Here is a 17,138-nt window from a genome sequence, read left to right on the forward strand (position 1 = left end):
GCTCAGCGGGTTCCGATCAGGGTCTGGTCGAAGGGGGTGGTCTGGTAGATCTGGTTGATCCAGTTGCCGTAAAGCAGATGGGCGTGGCTGCGCCAGCGGTTCTGCGGCGGCTGGGCCGGATCGTCGCCCGGATAATAGTTCTGCGGGACGTTGATGGGGGTGCCGTTGGCCACGTCGCGGTCGTATTCCTGTTTCAGCGTCTCGCTGTCATATTCGAAATGGTTGAAGATATAGAGAGCGCGATGCGCCGGGTCCTCGACCAGGCAGGGGCCGCAGTCGTCGCTTCCCAGCAGCGTGACCAGCCCGGGGGCCGTGTCGATCTCGTCCTGGCGCATTTCGGTCCAGCGGCTGACCGGGATCACGCAATCGTCGGAAAAGCCGCGCAGATAGGGCGAGGCGGGCGCCAGATTGCGGTGCCGGAAGCAGCCGAAGGCCTTCTTCGGCAGCATGTGCTTCTGCACGCCGTGGAAGTGATAGATCATCGCCATGCCACCCCAGCAGATGCCGAAGGTCGAATGCACATGGCTTTGGGTCCAGTCGAAGACCTGGGTCAGCTCGTCCCAATAGGTGACCTCGGTGAAGGGCAGATGCTCGATCGGGGCGCCGGTGATCAGAAGCCCGTCGAACTTCTCGCCGCTGGCCGCCACTTCGGCAAAGGGGCGGTAGAAGGTCTCCATATGCTCGGCGGCGGTGTTCTTGGTCTTGTGCTCGGTCATCCGCACGAGGCTGAATTCGATCTGCAGGGGCGTCGCGCCGATCAGCCGGGCGAACTGCGTCTCGGTCTGGATCTTCTTCGGCATCAGGTTCAGAAGCGCGATCTTCAGCGGCCGGATGTCCTGGCGCAGCGCCGCATCCTCGCCCATCACCATCACCCCCTCGCGCGCCAGAACGTCGAAGGCGGGAAGGTCGGTCGGGATCTTGATGGGCATCGGACATCTCCACTCGAACGGCGCGTGAACATAAGTCAGTTGGGTCCGTCTCTCAAGGGAGAGGCGGGTCAATTGACAGACGGGACCCCGCGCGGTTTCATCACATGGAACAATCGGCGAAACCGGAGGGGAAAGCGTGCGCGGGACAAGGTCGAGATCGCCGAGAGTGCTGCCGATTCTGACCTGCGCCGCAGTGCTGGCGGCGGGTGGGGCGCGCCCGGTCGCGGCCCAGGATGGCCCCGAATGGGAGTTGCAGCGGTGCATCTGGAGTTGCCTCTCGGCCTTCGGCCCGGCCGACAACCCGGCCTATGCCGCCTGTGTGGCGCAAAGATGTCCCCCGGAAGCTGCGCCCGCGCCGGTTCCCTGGGCCAGCGGGCCGACAGCCGACGGGCGCGGCGCCTTTGCCGGGACCCGGTCAGAGGCCGATCCGGATGTGCTGTTCTATCTCTTCTGCGCGCCGGGCGGCCAGCGCATCCTGCAACTGGCAGGCGTCGAGGGCGGCCCGGGGCCGAATGCGCTGGTGCTGGCCGTGGACGGGCAGGGGTTTCCGGTGAGCTTCACCGGGGCGGGCGATGGGGCGGGCGATCTGAGCGTGCTGGCAAGCCTTCCGCCCGGGGCGCCCCTGTTGGGGGCGCTGATGCGCGGGCAAAGCCTCGAGATCCGCAACGGTGCGGGCTTCGCGCTGGGCCGGTTCGGGCTGGCCGGCGCGGGCCCGGCGATCAGCGGCGCGCTGGCGCGCTGTCGATAGCCCGGGCGATCAGCTCGACGAAATCCTCGGGGCTGCGCAGGGCCGCGACCTCTTCGGCGGTGACCCTGACGCCCCAGTTCCGCGCCATCGCGGCATAGCGCGGCTGCCGGTGGGCCAGGGCGCGCGCATAGGTCCAGCGCACGAAGGCATCGGGATCGACGCTGTCTTCGGTCAGGCCTGTCTGGGCGAGGTAATCGGCCCAGGCGGCATGCAGGAATTCGGGCTGGTAATACATCGGCTTCGGCGCGCGGTCGAAGCGGCGTACCAGTTCGGCGGTATGGGCGTCGCTGCCCTCGATCCAGACCAGCAGCAGATGCGACGAGAGCGCCGACAGCACCGGGTCTTCGCGGTCTTCAGGGTCCACGACCTCGCAGATCGAGCCGCCGGAATCGCAGACGAAATCGGCATAGCCGTAAAGCTGGGCCGCGCGGTCGATGAAGCGCGGGGTATCGAGCAGCGCCGAGATTTCCGCCTCGCGGTGCTGGGCCTGGCGGTTCATGTATTCGTCGAAGGGCAGCCCGCCCTTGTCGCGCGCGCCGGGCTTGCCAAGATAGGTCGAGAGCGGCGCGAGATTGTCGAAGGTGATGTTCGAGGCGATGAACACGCTGTCGGTGCGCAGAAGCTCGCGCAGCAGCGGCACCTTCATGGCCTCGCGCTTGAAATTGTCGGCGATGAATTCGCCCATGTAGCGGGTGCCGATGCGGTAATCGACCGAGTAGTGGAACCAGCCGCCCTCGGCACGCAGCATGTTCGACACATGGGTCTTGCCCAGCCCCGACATGCCGAACAGCAATACCTGCCGGGTTTTGGCCTGCCGCCAGGCCTCTGACGTCTCATAGATCATCCGACCACCCCTTCGATCCGCGCCGCGTCCTATCCCGCCGCTGCGGGGCGGTCAAACCCAATCGCCGCCCGCGAAACGCGAACGCCCCGGCCGGGGCCGGGGCGTGATTGGCGCCACTGCGCAGGTGTCAGAAATAATACCCGACCCTCAGCCCCACGCCGATACCGTGATTGTCCTTGAAGGTCGTCGTGGTCGGACCGAACTCGGTCTTGGCATTGCCGATATCGACATAGCGCACGCCGCCCGTCACCTTGACCTTGCCGGTGGTATAGGTTGCGGCCAGACCGATCGACCGGAAGCCGTCGGTCGGCCCGAGATTGCCGGTATAGCTGCCTTCGTGCTTTTCGTAGCCGAACAGAATGGCCCCCGACCAGTTGTCGTTGAACTTGCGCCCGAGGCCCAGATTGTAGGTGGTCACGTCGTGGTCGTAATCGACCAGAGATCCTCCGGGCACGACACTGCCGGTGTAGAGATCGGGCGTAATATCGAAGGCGGTCCAGTCCACCCATCTGATCGAGCCGAAGACAAGCGTATCCTTCGCGATCCCGCTCTGGAATTCCAGCGTCAGAGATTGCGGGATCGTGACGTCAAGCTCGTTCGAGATTGAAAAGGCGCCGGCGGTCTCGACCGTATCGAAGGCATGGTCGATGGCCGAACTGTAGGTCAATGCCACACGCGCCGCGATTTCCGGTTTTTCCCAGGCGACGCCGAGAATGTAGCCGAAATCGGTCTCGGTCGAGGAGGTCATCGAATAGGCGCCGATGCCCGGCAGGCCGACGGTGCCCGACGTCCTGATGGCGCGGACCCCGCCGATCAGGTTGACATTCGACGGAAGCTCGTATCGCAGCAATGCGGTGAGACCGGTCGAATTGATGTCGGCCTGCGCGCCGTCGAGCGTCGAGAGCGGAGATCCGACCGGATAGGTGTTGGTGCTGCCATAGGACACATCCGCACCGATCGGTTCATCGAGGATCAGCGCCACGGCCATGCTGTCGCCCAGATCCTGCTTGAAGGCGAGCGAGTAGCCGCTGAAGCCCGGCAACATGTCGCCGGAGCCAAGGCCGGTCACGTCCGACGACCCGCTCACGTCGGGATCGAACCGGCTGAAGCCCAGTTCGACATAGGTGCCCTGTTCGAAAAGGATCCCGACCGAGGGCACCGATCTCTCGATCCCGCCCGCAAATGCCGGGCCTGTCGTCACAGCAGCCAAAACGGCCGCCCCAACGGCATATTTCATTCTTTCCTCCCACTTTTTGACTTTTACAAAAGGCTAGCGGGCGCGGGCTTCACCGGTCAATTGCTAACGCGACGTTCGCCGGGGTGCCATCCGGTTTTCCTGACCAGCGTGTCGCGGGCGTCCCACTTCCCCGCGCAAATTGAGGAAATTGGCCCCGAGAATAATTGCCGCACCGACAAGCACCATCGGATCGAGGGGTTCGTCGTAAAGCACCATGCCGACCAGCGCGATCACGGGCAGGCGCAGGAAGTCGAGCGGCATGACGATGCTGGCGGGCGCGACCGACAGCGCGCTGGTCAGGCAGAAATGCGCGGTGAGCCCGGCCAGCCCGATCACGGTCAGCGGGACCCAGGCGGCGGGCGAGGGCCAGGCGATCTGGCCGTCGATGCCCGCGCAGGCAAGGCCCAGCACGGTCTGCATGGCCGTCAGCCAGAAGAGGATCGAGACGATCGACTGGCTGCGAGTCAGCCGCTTGGTGAACAGCGCCGATCCCGCAAAGCAGATCGCCGCGGCCGCGGCGGCCATCGCCCCGGGTTCCAGCGCGGCCGGATTCGGCCGGGCGACGAGAAGGATGCCGAGAAAGCCGATGAAGGCCGCCAGCGCCCGGGTCGGGGTCAGCCTCTCGCCCAGAATGGCGGGGGCCAGCAGCGCGACCCAGATCGGCGAGGTGAATTCCAGCGCGAAGACCTGCGCCATCGGGATCAGGCCCAGCGCCAGGAACCACAGGTTCTGGCCGGTGAAATGGCAGACATTGCGCAGGGCATGCAGACCGAGCTGGCGGCGCGAAATCTCGCCCAGCCGTCCGAAGGCGCCGCCGACCGCCAGCACCAGCCCGAGGCCGATCAGCGAGCGGTAGAGCATCAGCTCGAACGTATCGAGCTCGACCGAGACCATTCGCCCCGCAACCGCCATCGAGGAGAAGGCGGTGATCGCTCCGGTCATCCACAGGGCCGCCCGGAGCACAGGGGTCATGACGGCGCGCTCATTCGGGCAGACCCGCGATCTTCAGGTCTCGGGGCAGTCCGTCGGCGGCACTGTCCCAGGCCGAGCCCGCCTTGCGGGCGCGGTGGGCGTCGAAGGCCGCGGCATCGGTGAATTCCTCGTCCAGCAGGAACCGTCCCGGCCGGTCGGGGTCTTCGTGCATCTCGAACCGCACGCAGCCGGGCTCGGCACGGGTCAGGCGCAGATGCTCGGGGGCGGCCGCGCGCAGCGCCGCACGGCGTTCGGGCGGGGCCTCGATCCAGCCGGTGACGGTCACTCCCATTCGATGGTGCCCGGGGGCTTCGAGGTGATGTCGTAGGTGACCCGGTTGATGCCCTTGACCTCGTTGATGATCCGCGTCGCGGTCTCGCCCAGGAAATCGTGGGTGAAGGGATAATAGTCCGCCGTCATCCCGTCGACCGAGGTCACGGCACGCAGCGCGCAGGCATAGTCATAGGTGCGCCCGTCGCCCATGACGCCGACGGTGCGGACGGGCAGGATCGCGACGAAGGCCTGCCAGATCTCGTCGTAAAGCCCGTGCTTGCGGATCTGGTCGATATAGACGGCATCGGCCTTCCTGAGGATCTCGAGCTTCTCGCGGCTGATCTCGCCGGGGCAGCGGATCGCGAGACCCGGACCGGGGAAGGGGTGGCGGCCGATGAAGCTGGCGGGCAGGCCCAGTTCGTGGCCCAGCGCCCGGACCTCGTCCTTGAAGAGCTCGCGCAGCGGCTCGACCAGCTTGAGGCCCATCTTCTCGGGCAGGCCGCCGACATTGTGGTGCGACTTGATGGTGACCGAGGGCCCGCCCGAGAAGCTGACGGATTCGATCACGTCGGGGTAGAGCGTGCCCTGGGCCAGGAATTCGGCGCCGCCGACCTCGGCCGCGTGCTTCTGGAAGACGTCGATGAAGAGCTTGCCGATGGTCTTGCGCTTGACCTCGGGGTCGCTGACGCCTTCGAGCGCGCCCAGGAACAGGTCCGATTCATCGGCATGGATCAGCGGGATGTTGTAGTTGTCGCGGAACATTGCCACGACTTCTTCGGCCTCGTTCAGCCGCAGAAGCCCGTGATCGACGAAGACGCAGGTCAGCTGATCGCCGATCGCCTCGTGGATCAGCACCGCCGCGACCGAGCTGTCGACCCCGCCCGAAAGCCCGCAGATGACCTTGGCATCGCCGACCTGCTCGCGGATCTTGCGGATCGCCTCCTCGCGATAGGCGCCCATGGTCCAGTCGCCGGTGAAGCCCGCAAGGCGCACGAAATTCTCGTAAAGCGTCTTGCCGTTCGGGGTGTGGTGCACCTCGGGGTGGAACTGCACCGCGAAGAAGTTGCGCGAGAGGTCCGCGGTGATCGCGAAGGGCGCATTGGGCGAGGTGCCGTAGACGGTGAATCCCGGCGCGATCTCGGCCACATGGTCGCCATGGCTCATCCAGACCTGCTCGCGGTCCTGGGCGAACCAGCCCTTCAGCAGGTCGATCCGCTCGGCCGAGGGGGTGACATAGGCGCGGCCGAATTCGGCGGTGCCGTGGCCCCGTTCGACCCGGCCGCCCAGCATCTGCATCATCACCTGCTGGCCGTAGCAGATGCCGAGGATCGGCACGCCGAGGGCGAAGACGCCCTCGGGCGGACGCGGCGATCCTTCGTCCAGCACGGAGGCGGGCCCGCCCGAGAAGATCACCGCCTTGGGCGCGAAGTCGGCCAGGAAGGCGTCGGTGACATTCTGGTAGGGATGGATTTCGCAATAGACGTTCAGCTCGCGCAGGCGGCGCGCGATCAGTTGCGTCACCTGGCTTCCGAAGTCGATGATGAGAAGGCGGTCATGGGTGCTCATGGGGTCTCAATATGCGACCCCATGCGCCGTGGCAATCCCGCCGAAACGGCCCCCGGCTGGGGCGGTCAGCGGATCGGCGACAAGAGCTCTTCGGCGGTCACGAGCTGGCGCACGCCATGGCTGTGATCCTCTTCGAAGACGTTGCCATGGGCGGCCCATTCGTACAGCGAATTGATGTCGAGCTTTGCGCAGGACGGGCGCACCGACCAGGTCACCTGCAGCGGCGAACAGGTGGCCTGGGTGTATTTCGGGCCGGTGGTCGAGCCGCCATAAAGCACCGGCGTGCCGGTATTCTGGGGCAGGGCGCGCGGCTGGTGAAGCCCGTTCACCTGGGTGCCGCGATAGATGAAATCCTTGAAGTCGAGCGCGGTGTGATCGTTGACCAGCAGAAAGACCTGCGCCTCGACGCGCAATTGCGGGTTCTGGCAGGTTTCCGACATGCACGAGCCCAGCCCCTTGCCCGGAGCCACGTCGCACGAGCTGTAGACCCAGTGGACCTCGATGGTGTCGCCCGGTTTGGCGCCATGGAACGCTCCGCGCCCGGCGGCCGGGTCCCTCAGTTCCTGTTCGGTCAGGCTGGCGGTCTCGTTGCACTTGAAGCCGCCGTGTTCGCCCGTGCCCGCGCTGATCGAGAAGCCGGGACCGGAATGTTCGGCATTGGTATGGGTGTGGATGTTGCACAGGTTCAGCTCGGACGAGGGCGGGGCCATGTTGAAGATCCGCCCGTTGCTGCCCCGGGTCATCGTGATGTCGCGCGGGGCCTGCGGCCCGAAGCCGTGACAAAGCCCCTGGGCCAGGGCGGGGGCGGGGGTATCGTGGCCGTCGGCGCCATGCCCGGGGGCTGCATGACCCGCCGCTGCGCCATGCGCCGCGGGATCCGCCGCCGCCATCTGGGTTCCCTGACCGGTGCTGTCGGCTGGCACGGGGGTGGCCAGGATGCCTCCGGCAATCGCAAGGGCGGTCATTGCAAGAAGGGTGGGCAGGGGGTTCGACATCTCTGTCCTCTCTGTCGTGCGGATCGGGCGCGGATGCGGGGGCGCAACCGGGCAAAGCTGCTGGTTGTGGCCCGCCCCGTCGCCGGAGGGCAGGCAGGTGTCGGTCGGGCCGGTTTTCGCCGGATCGGGGGCAGTCCCGGGCGGTGTCGCGCGCGGACGCGACGCCCCAAGAAGTGCCGGTGAAACGCGGCCCCCGCGCGGCCAGTCATGGGCCGCCTTCGGGAAATTTCTGGACGCGCATGGGCACCTGCCCCGGCGAATGGGGCGGAACTTTGGCGGCGGCGCCGGTCGATGTCGCGGACGGCAAAGGAAAGGGCGCAAACCGCGCGGCCCGCGGCGCGGCATCGGCGCTAGAACCGGGGAAGGCAGGACCAGATCGACGGGAGACGTGCATGTCCGAGGCTGAGGGGAACGCAGGGCGCCGCGCCCGGGGAGGCGGCGGCGCCGCGCGCCGTGCCGCGCGCACCAATGTGGGCATCGAGACCGCGCGCTACATCACCCGCAACATTCCCGATTTCGAGATCCTGAACGCCGAGGCGCTGGAGCTGATCGAGGCCAATGCCGAAACCGTACTGGCCGAGATCGGGGTCAATTTCGTCGACAACCCGGGCGCGCTGGCGCGCTGGCGCGAGGCGGGCGCCGAGATCGAGGGCGAACGGGTCCGCATCCCGCGGGGCCTCGCGCGCAAGCTTTGCGCGACCGCGCCCGCCCGCTTTGTCCAGCATGCCCGCAACCCCGAACGCAATGTCGAGATCGGCGGCCGCAACCTGGTGCTGGCGCCGGTCTACGGGCCGCCCTTCGTGCGCGATATCGACGGCGGCCGCCGCTATGCGACGATGGAGGATTTTCGCCGCTTCGTGCAGCTGGGCCAGATGTCGAAATGGATGCACCATTCGGGCGGCACCGTCTGCGAGCCGACCGACGTGCCGGTGAACAAGCGTCATCTGGACATGATCCATGCCCACATGACCCTGTCGGACAAGCCGTTCATGGGCTCGGTCACCGAACCTTCGCGGGCACGGGATTCCGTGGCGATGTGCGAATTGCTGTTCGGCAAGGACTTCGTGGCCGAGAACACGGTGATGACCTCGCTCGTCAACATCAACTCGCCGCTGACCTTCGATGCGACGATGATGGGCGCGCTCGAGGTCTATGCGGCGGCAAACCAGGCCTGCATCGTCTCGCCCTTCATCGTGGGCGGCGCGATGGCGCCGGTGACGGTCGCGGGCACGCTGACCCAGGTGCTGGCCGAGGTGCTGGCGGGCGTGGCCTATTCGCAGCTGGTGCGGCCCGGGGCGCCGGTGATCTTCGGGGCCTTCGTGACCTCGATCGACATGAATTCCGGCGCGCCGACCTTCGGCACGCCCGAGGCCAGCCAGATCCTTTACGGCGCGGGCCAGCTCGCGCGGCGTCTGGGGCTGCCGTTCCGGTCGGGCGGCGCGCTTTGCGGGTCCAAGCTGCCCGACGCGCAGGCCGCCTACGAGACCGCCGCCACGCTGAACGCGGCGCTTCTGGGCGGGGTCAACTTCATGCTGCATGCGGCGGGCTGGCTGGAAGGCGGGCTGGTCGCGAGCTACGAGAAATACGTGATGGATGCCGACCAGCTGGGCGCGCTGCACAGGATGGCGGCGGGCATCGCCACCGACCCGGCGGCGCAGGCGATGGACGCGCTGCGCGAGGTGGGGCCGGGCGGGCACTTCCTGGGCTGCGCCCATACCCAGGCGCATTTCCGCGACGCGTTCTGGCGCACCGATCTTCTGGACTACAAGCCCTTCGAGACCTGGGACGAGGAAGGCGCGCGCGACACGGCCACGCTGGCGGCCGACCGGGTCACCCGGCTTCTGGCGCGCTACGAGGCGCCGCCGCTCGATCCGGCGCGGCGCGAGGCGGTCGAGGATTACGTGGCCCGGCGCAAGGCGGACATGCCAGACGCGTTCGTCTGACCGGAGACCGGCCCCCGAGGGGCGCGGCTCGGCCCTGGCCGGGCCCGCTCCTCATTCCGCCGCGTGGGTGCTTTCGAAATCGCAGATCAGCCGGGCTTCGGCCATCAGCGCGATCAGCAGCTCGATATGCCGCGCGGTCGAGTACCCGGCGTCCCCGGACTGCCGGATGGTTTCCATTCGTTGTTCCTGATCGATCAGCCAGGACAGTGCGGTCTGGGCACTGTCCGGCAGCCGCCCCTGCATGAGCCGGGCGAGGTCGCGTTCGCGGCGATAATCGCCAAGGCCGAACCTCGCTGCACGCACCAGCAGGCGAGGGCGGCGCAGCGTGGCGAGCGTGGCGGGAAGCATGTTCATGGCGCGATCTCCGATTGATGACAGGAGGCATCCTCGCACAACCGGAACGGGTGTTGCGCATCCGGCGATTTGAGCGCGCGTTATCCACAGGAATTTTTATGGTTTGGAAACAAGAATGAACACGTGGAGCAATTCTTAACTAAACGGTAACCAAAACAACCTTGGATTGTATTGTGCGGTCGCCTGGTGTTCCACGGGGCCGCCTCTCCAGAAAGCTCAAGAGAGGTTTGTTGTGGGAACGCAGTGCCCAAATCAGTCCGTTCCGGCCTGGCTGCCGCAGGCGGCGCGGCTTTATCTGGCTCATACCGAGGCAGGCGTTTCGTTGCGTGAACTTGCCCGGATCGAGGGGTGTCATCCCTCGACGGTCATGCGTCAGGTGCGCCGGGTCGAAACCCGGCGGGACGATCCCTTAATCGACGATGCGCTGACCCGGCTCGGTGGCCGGGCCGGTGCCTCCGCCCCCAAGAAGGAGAGCCCCCAAATGTCTCCGACAACGCGCCCGTTGCCCCCCGCAGCGGACGAGCCCGCAATCGACCGCGAGGCCCTGCGCCTGCTGCGGCGCCTGAACGAACCCGGAGCCTTCATGGCGGTCGCCCGCGACATGGAGAAGGCGGCCATCCTGCGCGAAAGCGCCGATGGCCAGACGACCCGGACCGCCGTGGTGGACCGCTCGGTCGCCGAGGCCTTCGCCCTGAAGGACTGGATCGCCTGCCGCACCCGCGGCCGGGTAACCATCTACGACATCAGCAGCGCCGGGCGCGCCGCGTTCAAGCGGCTGCAGGCCGAAGAGGCCGAACGGCGCGACGGCTTTGCGGAGGCCCAGTCGCCCTTTGCCGCGCAGCATCGCGACTGGGAGGTGCAGAAGAACGCCCGCGCCGAGCGGATCCGCTTCAACCGCGCCGAGTCGCCGCTGGCCATTCTGGCGCGGCGAAAGGAGAAGGACGGCCACCCGTTCCTGAGCCACGATCTGGTGGCGGCGGGCGAACGGCTGCGCGAGGATTTCGAGGTGGCGCAGCTGGGGCCGCGGGTGGCCCAGAACTGGGACCGGTTCCTCACCGGCGGCGATCGTGGGTCGTTCTTCGGTGCGGACGGGGCGTCCGGGGGCTCGGCGGCAGCGCGGGATCGTGTGGCCGCAGCTCTGCGCGAACTGGGTCCGGGGCTTGGCGACGTGGCGTTGCGCTGCTGTTGTTTCCTCGAAGGGCTGGAGCAGGCCGAACAGCGCATGGGCTGGTCGGCGCGTTCGGGCAAGATCGTGCTCCGGATTGCGTTGCAGCGCCTGAAACGGCACTACGAGACGTTGGGCGACCGGTCGGGGCTGATCGGCTAGACGGCAGTCGGCGCGGGGGGCCGGGTCACCCGAAGTCGGACCGGCCCCTGCGGCGGCGGCACACCATCCGGACGCGGCGGGCCGCCGGGGATCCGACGGCCCGACTGCGGCCCTGCCTTTCCGACAGCTCGGGTCCCGTGCTCAGGGCATCAGCCGCCGGACATAGCCCGGCAGCGCGAAGGCCGCCCTGTGGATCTCGGGCGTGTAATAGTCGGTCTGGATGGCCGCCGCCGCGAACCGCGCCTCGAGCTCGTCCAGCGCCACCGTGCGCCCCGGCCCGTCGGTGCCCCAGCCGAAGGCCATCGGTCCGCCGGCATAGGTGGGCACCGTCGCCATGTAGCAGCCCCAGTCGGCAAAGAGCGCCTTGAAGGCGCGCATCGAATTGGTCAGTTCCTCTCCCTGCACGAAGGGCACGCCGTTCTGGGTCACCAGAATGCCGTCTTGCGTCAGTGCGCGTTTGGCATGGCCATAGAAGGTGTCCGTGAACAGCACCTCGCCCGGGCCGATCGGGTCGGTGGAATCGACGACGATCACATCGAATTTCTGATCGGTGTTGCGCATGAAGGCGGCCCCGTCGTCGATCACGAGGTTCAGCCGCGGGTCGTCGAAGGCGCCCTGGCTGATGCCGGGCAGGTAGGTCTTGCAGAACTCGACAACGCCCGCGTCGATCTCGACCATGGTCACGCTCTCGACCGAAGGATGCCGCAGCGCCTCGCGCGCCATGCCGCCATCGCCGCCGCCGATGATCAGCACCCGTTTCGCGGCGCCATGGGCGAGGATCGGCACATGGGTCAGCATCTCGTGATAGATGAAGTTGTCGGCCTCGGTCACCTGCACCACGCCGTCGAGCGTCATCACCCGGCCGAAGCGCGGGTTTTCGAAGACCCTCAGCCGCTGGTGGTCGGTCTGGCTGTCATAGAGAACCTCGGTTTCCTCCAGCGCCTGGCCATAGCCCTTGTGCAGGCGTTCGAGGGTCCAGCCCGGGATCGGGGTGTCGGTCATCGCGTCGCTCCTTGAGATCTGTCGGATGGGGACCCGGTGCCCGGGTCAGGTCGGAAAGGCCTCGGCCAGGGCCTGCGCGCCCGCCGGGGTCAGATGCAGATGCCGCCCCCGGGCCAGACGGCGCTGTCCGCCGGCCTCGGGCCCGCGGGCCAGCAGGGCCGCGCCCAGCGCGCCCGCCAGATGCGAGCGCCGCTCGCTCCTGTCGAGACAGGCACGCCAGAGCGGACGCGGCCCGGGTCCGGTTCGGGGCAGGGGGCTGCCGAGCCCGGCGAAGACGGCCGCGCCCCGGGCGGTCGGGGCCACGTCCCCGCGCGCGACGGTCAGAAACCCGCGCGCGGCGAGACTTTCGAAGATCGCGCCCGCGCGGGCGCGCGCGATATGGTCGTGGCAGGTCCGGACCTTACGCAGCGCGGCATCGCGCGGGCCGGGACGGCTGCGCGGATGACCCTTGGCGCCCGCAAGCGCGCTCAGCGTCTCGAACGGGCCCGCGATCTCGTCTCCGGCCAGCGCGAAATAGCGGTGACGGTCCTGCTTGCGCGGCCGGATCGGCCCGGCCTCAGCCCGCTGCGCCAGACGCCCCGAGGGGGTGGCTGCGCTGGATCCGGCCTCGCAGGCCGGTTCGCCCGCGCTCAGCGCCCGGCCCGACAAAAGCGCCGTCGGGATCGACGCGCGGGTCGGGGCGCCGATCAGCGCGGCGATGCGGGAAATGTCGGGACCGTCTTTCATGGAGCCAGCCTTCCGGGCCTCGCCATCGGGGTCAAGTCGAAAGCCTTCGGTCGGGGCCGAAACACCGGGGCGCGCGCTGCGGGCCGGATGGACCCCGCTGCACATCCGAAGGAGACCGCCATGACCGTCCGCCAAACCGTCCTGTCCCCGAACCGCAGGGCCAGCGCCGGGCCGCTTGCGCGGCCTTTCGCGCGCTGGCTCAGAAACCGTCGCACCCGGGCGGATCTGGCCCGGCTGGCGCCGCATCTGGTGCAGGATATCGGCATCGACGCCAAGGCGGCGCGCCGCGAGGCGGCGCGACCGTTCTGGTGGGGCTGAGTGGCGATGCGTCCGTGTCAGGCCGCGACGCGCGCGGCCACCACGTCCTCGCCGCGCAGCAGTTCCTTGACCCGGATATCGCCCGCGTCGAAGGCCGCACGCAGCACCTCGACCGCTCGCCAGGGCTCGGCGTCGCCGCACATGAAGACGTCGAAGGCACCATAGCCGATCTCGGGCCAGGTGTGCACCGAGATATGGCTTTCGGCCAGCACCGCCACGCCGCTCACGCCCTGGGGGCTGAACTTGTGGGTGTGGATGTGCAGAAGCGTCGCGCCGCATTCGTCGACGCAGTCGCGGAACGCCTTCTGGATCCGGGCCTCGTCGTCGAGCCCTTCGCCGTCGACCACCTCGATGATCAGATGTGTGCCGGCAAAGATCCGGCCGTCACGGCGAATGAAATGGTCGTCACGCGAGTCGTCGAAGACGTCACGGGTGGCGTTGGCGGCCGCATGGCCGCGGTGATCTTCCGCATGGGCGCCTGTCTCCAGACCGATCCCCAGTCGGAAGAGGTTGGCGTCAGTCATGGCGCGCCCCTTCTTACCAGCAGATTGAATCCAGCCGGCCCCTTAGCGCCCCCCCGGGAAGATCCGAAGTTGGGATCGGGTCCGATCGTTGGGCTCACCTAGGGAAGGTTTTGGATTCGATCAATAGCAAACTCGCGAAAAGGCCCCGAAAGTGCCCCATGTCGCACCAAAACCTGCCGCGTTGCGGCGCGCCGCGTTCGGTGACGCCGCGTGATCGTTCTCTTTTCGGGGGGGCCGGAACGCGGCCCTTGTTGCCGCAAGCTGGAACGAGTAAAATATTAGCATTGGGTGCCGCACCGGTGGGGGCCGAGGCGGGTGTCCTTGTACGAGTTCTTTTGGGGAATACTTGAAATGAAAATGGAATTCCTGCTTGGGACCGCGATGGCGGTCTCTCTGGGGGTGGCCGCGCCCGCAGCGACCCTTTCTGCCTCCGAGATCCTGTCGCAGTTCTCGATCGTCACCGCCGGCAATCTCGACACCAACCAGGACAATTACGGCCGGGCCTATGTGGGCGGCGATCTGGTTGCCTCGGCCGGCAAGGCCGATTTCGCCAATCGCCCGCTTCCGGCCTCGGACTATGCCGACGTGATGGTCGAAGGCAATGTCACCGGACCGGGCGGCGTGCGCGTCGGGGCCTATGGCACCACCCTGGCGGTGCGGGGCAATGTCTCGACCAACGTCATCGAATTCGGCGTTGAAAAGACCGGCGAGGTGCAGGTCGGGGGCACGCTGTCGTCCGGAACGCGGATCAACAACAAGGAAACGCCCAGCTTCGACGGGGTTCGGGTCGAAGACGGGCTGGCGGGCACTGCCGCGTTCGAGGCGCTGTTTCCGACCGATGTCGTCGCCACGCTGAACCAGGCGTCCGAGGATCTGTCGAAACTGGCGGCCACCGGAACGGCGACGGTCAGCGGTGGCGGCAACACGCTGAACATCGCGGCGACCGGCGGCGGCATCAGCGTCTACAACTTCGACATCTCCGATTTCGGCGGCTCGATCGGTCAGATCGACTTCAGCCTTGGCGCGACCGACACGCTGATCCTGAACGTCGCGGGGTCGTCGATCCTGATCGAGGACAACATGCTGGGCCTGCAGGCCAGCGACGGCCAGCGCATTATCTGGAACTTCTACGAGGCGACCTCGGTCACGCTCGGTCGGCAGATGTACGGCTCGATCCTGGCCGGGAACGCGGCGCTGACCAACTCGACCGCCATCGAGGGCAATATCTTCGCGGGCTCGGCCGTTCTGCGCGGGCAGGTGCATGCGCAGGCCTTCTTGGGCGATCTGCCCCATGACGACCCGGCGCCGGTGCCGCTGCCGGCGACGCTGCCGCTGCTGGCGGCGGCGGTGGGGGCGGTGGCCCTGATGCGCCGCCGCCGCGCCTGACCGGACCCGTCCGAATGCCTTCGACGCCGGCCGGAAACGGCCGGCCTTCCGCATTTTCGCGCCCGATCACGGCCGATCGCGCCAGAAATTTGAGGTATCCTGATACCTATTTTGCAAGACTTTGAATTGATGTGATAAATCGGCGCTCAAGGTCCTTGACCTGTGCCGGGAAATGCTTAGAAAACGCCCATCCGAGTTTCGGGGCGGACGCGCCGTTCCCGGGCCGATCTTTCAGCCGATACAGGGCAGAGCCAATGAAAACCTTTACCGCTACCCCGGCGGATATCGAGAAGAAATGGATCTTGATCGACGCCGAAGGCGTCGTTCTCGGCCGTCTCGCCTCGATCGTCGCCATGCGTCTGCGCGGCAAGCACAAGCCGTCCTTCACGCCTCACATGGACATGGGCGACAACGTCATCATCATCAACGCCGACAAGGTGCAGATGACGGGCAAGAAGCGCACCGACAAGAAATACTACTGGCATACCGGCCATCCGGGCGGGATCAAGCACCGCACCGCCGAGCAGATCCTCGAAGGCGCCCATCCCGAGCGCGTCGTGGTCGCTGCGGTCAAGCGCATGCTGCCGGGCAACCGCCTCAGCCGCCAGCAGATGACCAATCTGCGCGTCTATGCCGGGGCAGAGCATCCCCATGAGGCCCAGAACCCCGAAGTGCTGGACGTCAAGTCCATGAACTCGAAGAACACCCGGAGCGCGTGATGGCCGAAGAAATCAAATCTCTCGACGAGCTGCAGTCGGTCGTGTCCGGCAAGCCCGCCGCCTCGGCGGACGATGACGCGCCCCGCGAACCCGTCCGCGACTCGCTGGGCCGGTCCTATGCCACCGGCAAGCGGAAGGACGCGGTCGCCCGTGTCTGGATCAAGCCGGGCTCGGGCAAGGTCTCGGTCAACGGCAAGGACATCAAGGTCTACTTCGCCCGTCCGGTGCTGCAGATGATCCTGCGCCAGCCCTTTACCGTGGCCGGCGTCGAGGACCAGTTCGACGTGATGGCGACGGTTGCCGGCGGCGGTCTTTCGGGCCAGGCCGGTGCGGTCAAGCACGGCATCTCGAAGGCGCTGCAGCTTTACGATCCCTCGCTGCGCGGGGCGCTGAAGGCCGCGGGCTTCCTGACCCGCGACAGCCGTGTCGTCGAACGGAAGAAATACGGCCGCCGCAAGGCCCGCCGGAGCTTCCAGTTCTCGAAACGCTGATCGGCGTTTCATCGGGTTTCGAAGGGCCGTGCCGCAAGGCGCGGCCCTTTCGCATGCGGGGGGCGGGTTCTTCGGGGAAAGGACGCCGTGCCGGAGGCGTGCCGGGGCAGCGGGCGCGCGGGCTCAGGCCGGTGCCCGCTCGGTCCGGTCGGCCATCGCGGCCCGGTCCCGTTCCAGCACGCCGGTCAGCGCCGGACGGTCGAGACAACGGTCCACCCAGGCCCGGATCGCCGGATCTTCGGGGATCAGGTCGCGGAACCAGCCATAGGTCGAGGCGATCAGCAGGTCGGCGGCCGAGAACATGTCGTCGACCAGATAGGGATGCTGTGCCAGTGCGGCCCCCAGCGTCGCCGCGGCCTCGTCGGTCCCGCGCCAGGTTCTGGCGATCGCGGGATCGCTGAGGCCCAAGCGCTCGGCCAGATAGACCGGCTCCATCACGTTGCCATACCAGAAAAGCCAGGACAGGTAGCTGCCGCGCCCCGGATGCCCGACCGGCCGGCCAAGCGGCGTCTCGGGGTAGAGATCCGTCAGATACAGCAGGATCGCGTTGGTTTCGCGGATGCCGACCGAGCCGTGGACCAGGAACGGGACCTTGCCCTCGGGATGCGGGTTGGCGGGATCGCGCGCGCCGCTGCCGTCGATACGGGCAATGTCGGTCAGGCGGATCTCGACGCTGTTCTCGATCCGCATCTCGGCGACCAGCTGCACCACCCGCGTCGAGCGCGACAGCGGGGCGTGATAAAGCGTGAGCATGGGCCTCCTCCTCGGTTGCCCCGAGCCTAGC

General features: G+C 67.3%; 19 protein-coding genes. 7 read left to right on the forward strand and 12 right to left on the reverse strand.

The features are described 5' to 3' along the window. Positions 1 to 2: 2 nt before the first annotated feature. The gene (gene metA / locus C8N38_RS00815; RefSeq protein WP_108022975.1) at positions 3 to 929 is read right to left on the reverse strand and encodes a homoserine O-acetyltransferase MetA; all 927 of its coding nucleotides are present in this window, start codon (positions 927 to 929) and stop codon (positions 3 to 5) included. 166 nt (positions 930 to 1,095) lie between these two features. Here metA and C8N38_RS00820 point away from each other — a divergent pair, with 166 nt between their 5' ends. Continuing rightward, positions 1,096 to 1,677 carry a hypothetical protein gene (locus tag C8N38_RS00820; protein ID WP_108022977.1) on the forward strand — a complete coding sequence of 194 codons (582 nt, stop codon included), beginning with the start codon at positions 1,096 to 1,098 and terminating at the stop codon, positions 1,675 to 1,677. Here C8N38_RS00820 and C8N38_RS00825 read toward each other — a convergent pair. From C8N38_RS00825 to C8N38_RS00850, 6 genes are all read right to left on the reverse strand, one after another. Continuing rightward, the gene (locus C8N38_RS00825) at positions 1,649 to 2,521 is read right to left on the reverse strand and encodes an ATPase (protein ID WP_108022979.1); all 873 of its coding nucleotides are present in this window, start codon (positions 2,519 to 2,521) and stop codon (positions 1,649 to 1,651) included. The genes C8N38_RS00820 and C8N38_RS00825 overlap by 29 nt on opposite strands. A 127-nt stretch (positions 2,522 to 2,648) precedes the next feature. Continuing rightward, positions 2,649 to 3,758 carry a hypothetical protein gene (locus tag C8N38_RS00830; protein ID WP_108022981.1) on the reverse strand — a complete coding sequence of 370 codons (1,110 nt, stop codon included), beginning with the start codon at positions 3,756 to 3,758 and terminating at the stop codon, positions 2,649 to 2,651. A 63-nt stretch (positions 3,759 to 3,821) separates the two neighbouring features. Beyond that, positions 3,822 to 4,730 (reverse strand): DMT family transporter, encoded by a 909-nt coding sequence (locus C8N38_RS00835; protein WP_108022983.1) that lies wholly within the window; start codon positions 4,728 to 4,730, stop codon positions 3,822 to 3,824. Positions 4,731 to 4,740: 10 nt separating this feature from the next. Beyond that, a complete protein-coding gene (locus C8N38_RS00840; RefSeq protein ID WP_108022985.1) occupies positions 4,741 to 5,022 on the reverse strand; it encodes a putative quinol monooxygenase in 282 nt (93 codons plus the stop codon). Next, positions 5,013 to 6,569: a glutamine-hydrolyzing GMP synthase gene (gene guaA / locus C8N38_RS00845; protein ID WP_108022987.1), complete on the reverse strand. Its 1,557-nt coding sequence runs from the start codon at positions 6,567 to 6,569 to the stop codon at positions 5,013 to 5,015. The genes C8N38_RS00840 and guaA overlap by 10 nt, the downstream gene beginning before the upstream one ends. Before the next feature lie 65 nt (positions 6,570 to 6,634). Further along, positions 6,635 to 7,564 carry a delta-class carbonic anhydrase gene (locus tag C8N38_RS00850; RefSeq protein WP_245895470.1) on the reverse strand — a complete coding sequence of 310 codons (930 nt, stop codon included), beginning with the start codon at positions 7,562 to 7,564 and terminating at the stop codon, positions 6,635 to 6,637. A gap of 392 nt (positions 7,565 to 7,956) precedes the next feature. On the opposite strand from C8N38_RS00850, the gene C8N38_RS00855 reads away from it, so the two are divergent. Further along, the gene (locus tag C8N38_RS00855; protein WP_108022989.1) at positions 7,957 to 9,507 is read left to right on the forward strand and encodes a trimethylamine methyltransferase family protein; all 1,551 of its coding nucleotides are present in this window, start codon (positions 7,957 to 7,959) and stop codon (positions 9,505 to 9,507) included. 51 nt (positions 9,508 to 9,558) lie between these two features. Here the strand turns inward: C8N38_RS00855 and C8N38_RS00860 are convergent, their stop codons facing one another. After that, on the reverse strand, positions 9,559 to 9,861 hold the full coding sequence (locus C8N38_RS00860) for a DUF6477 family protein (protein ID WP_108022991.1): 303 nt from the start codon (positions 9,859 to 9,861) through the stop codon (positions 9,559 to 9,561). 232 nt (positions 9,862 to 10,093) lie between these two features. On the opposite strand from C8N38_RS00860, the gene C8N38_RS00865 reads away from it, so the two are divergent. Continuing rightward, positions 10,094 to 11,188 (forward strand): DUF6456 domain-containing protein, encoded by a 1,095-nt coding sequence (locus C8N38_RS00865; RefSeq protein WP_108022992.1) that lies wholly within the window; start codon positions 10,094 to 10,096, stop codon positions 11,186 to 11,188. A gap of 141 nt (positions 11,189 to 11,329) precedes the next feature. On the opposite strand, the gene speE is transcribed toward C8N38_RS00865, so the two are convergent. Both speE and C8N38_RS00875 read right to left on the reverse strand, forming a co-directional pair. Then, positions 11,330 to 12,190 carry a polyamine aminopropyltransferase gene (gene speE / locus C8N38_RS00870; protein ID WP_108022994.1) on the reverse strand — a complete coding sequence of 287 codons (861 nt, stop codon included), beginning with the start codon at positions 12,188 to 12,190 and terminating at the stop codon, positions 11,330 to 11,332. A 45-nt stretch (positions 12,191 to 12,235) separates the two neighbouring features. Then, complete coding sequence (locus C8N38_RS00875; RefSeq protein ID WP_108023681.1) at positions 12,236 to 12,916, reverse strand: ArsR/SmtB family transcription factor; 681 nt, start codon at positions 12,914 to 12,916, stop codon at positions 12,236 to 12,238. A 120-nt stretch (positions 12,917 to 13,036) separates the two neighbouring features. On the opposite strand from C8N38_RS00875, the gene C8N38_RS00880 reads away from it, so the two are divergent. Further along, positions 13,037 to 13,234 (forward strand): YjiS-like domain-containing protein, encoded by a 198-nt coding sequence (locus C8N38_RS00880; RefSeq protein WP_108022996.1) that lies wholly within the window; start codon positions 13,037 to 13,039, stop codon positions 13,232 to 13,234. A 17-nt stretch (positions 13,235 to 13,251) separates the two neighbouring features. Here C8N38_RS00880 and speD read toward each other — a convergent pair whose 3' ends face one another. Continuing rightward, positions 13,252 to 13,758 (reverse strand): adenosylmethionine decarboxylase, encoded by a 507-nt coding sequence (speD, locus tag C8N38_RS00885; protein WP_108022998.1) that lies wholly within the window; start codon positions 13,756 to 13,758, stop codon positions 13,252 to 13,254. A 351-nt stretch (positions 13,759 to 14,109) separates the two neighbouring features. Here speD and C8N38_RS00890 point away from each other — a divergent pair, with 351 nt between their 5' ends. From C8N38_RS00890 to rpsI, 3 genes are all read left to right on the forward strand, one after another. Beyond that, positions 14,110 to 15,144 carry a choice-of-anchor A family protein gene (locus C8N38_RS00890; RefSeq protein WP_108023000.1) on the forward strand — a complete coding sequence of 345 codons (1,035 nt, stop codon included), beginning with the start codon at positions 14,110 to 14,112 and terminating at the stop codon, positions 15,142 to 15,144. 254 nt (positions 15,145 to 15,398) lie between these two features. Continuing rightward, positions 15,399 to 15,863, forward strand: a complete 465-nt coding sequence (gene rplM / locus C8N38_RS00895) for a 50S ribosomal protein L13 (RefSeq protein WP_075785837.1) — start codon at positions 15,399 to 15,401, stop codon at positions 15,861 to 15,863. Next, positions 15,863 to 16,354: a 30S ribosomal protein S9 gene (gene rpsI, locus C8N38_RS00900; protein ID WP_108023002.1), complete on the forward strand. Its 492-nt coding sequence runs from the start codon at positions 15,863 to 15,865 to the stop codon at positions 16,352 to 16,354. Before rplM ends, rpsI begins: the two co-directional genes overlap by 1 nt. 123 nt (positions 16,355 to 16,477) lie before the next feature. Here rpsI and C8N38_RS00905 read toward each other — a convergent pair whose 3' ends face one another. Then, entirely contained in the window at positions 16,478 to 17,107 is a 630-nt protein-coding gene (locus C8N38_RS00905; RefSeq protein WP_108023004.1) for a glutathione S-transferase family protein, read from the reverse strand. Positions 17,108 to 17,138: the final 31 nt, after the last annotated feature.

The sequence above is a fragment of the Rhodovulum kholense genome, assembly GCF_003053725.1.
Lineage (GTDB): Bacteria > Pseudomonadota > Alphaproteobacteria > Rhodobacterales > Rhodobacteraceae > Rhodovulum > Rhodovulum kholense.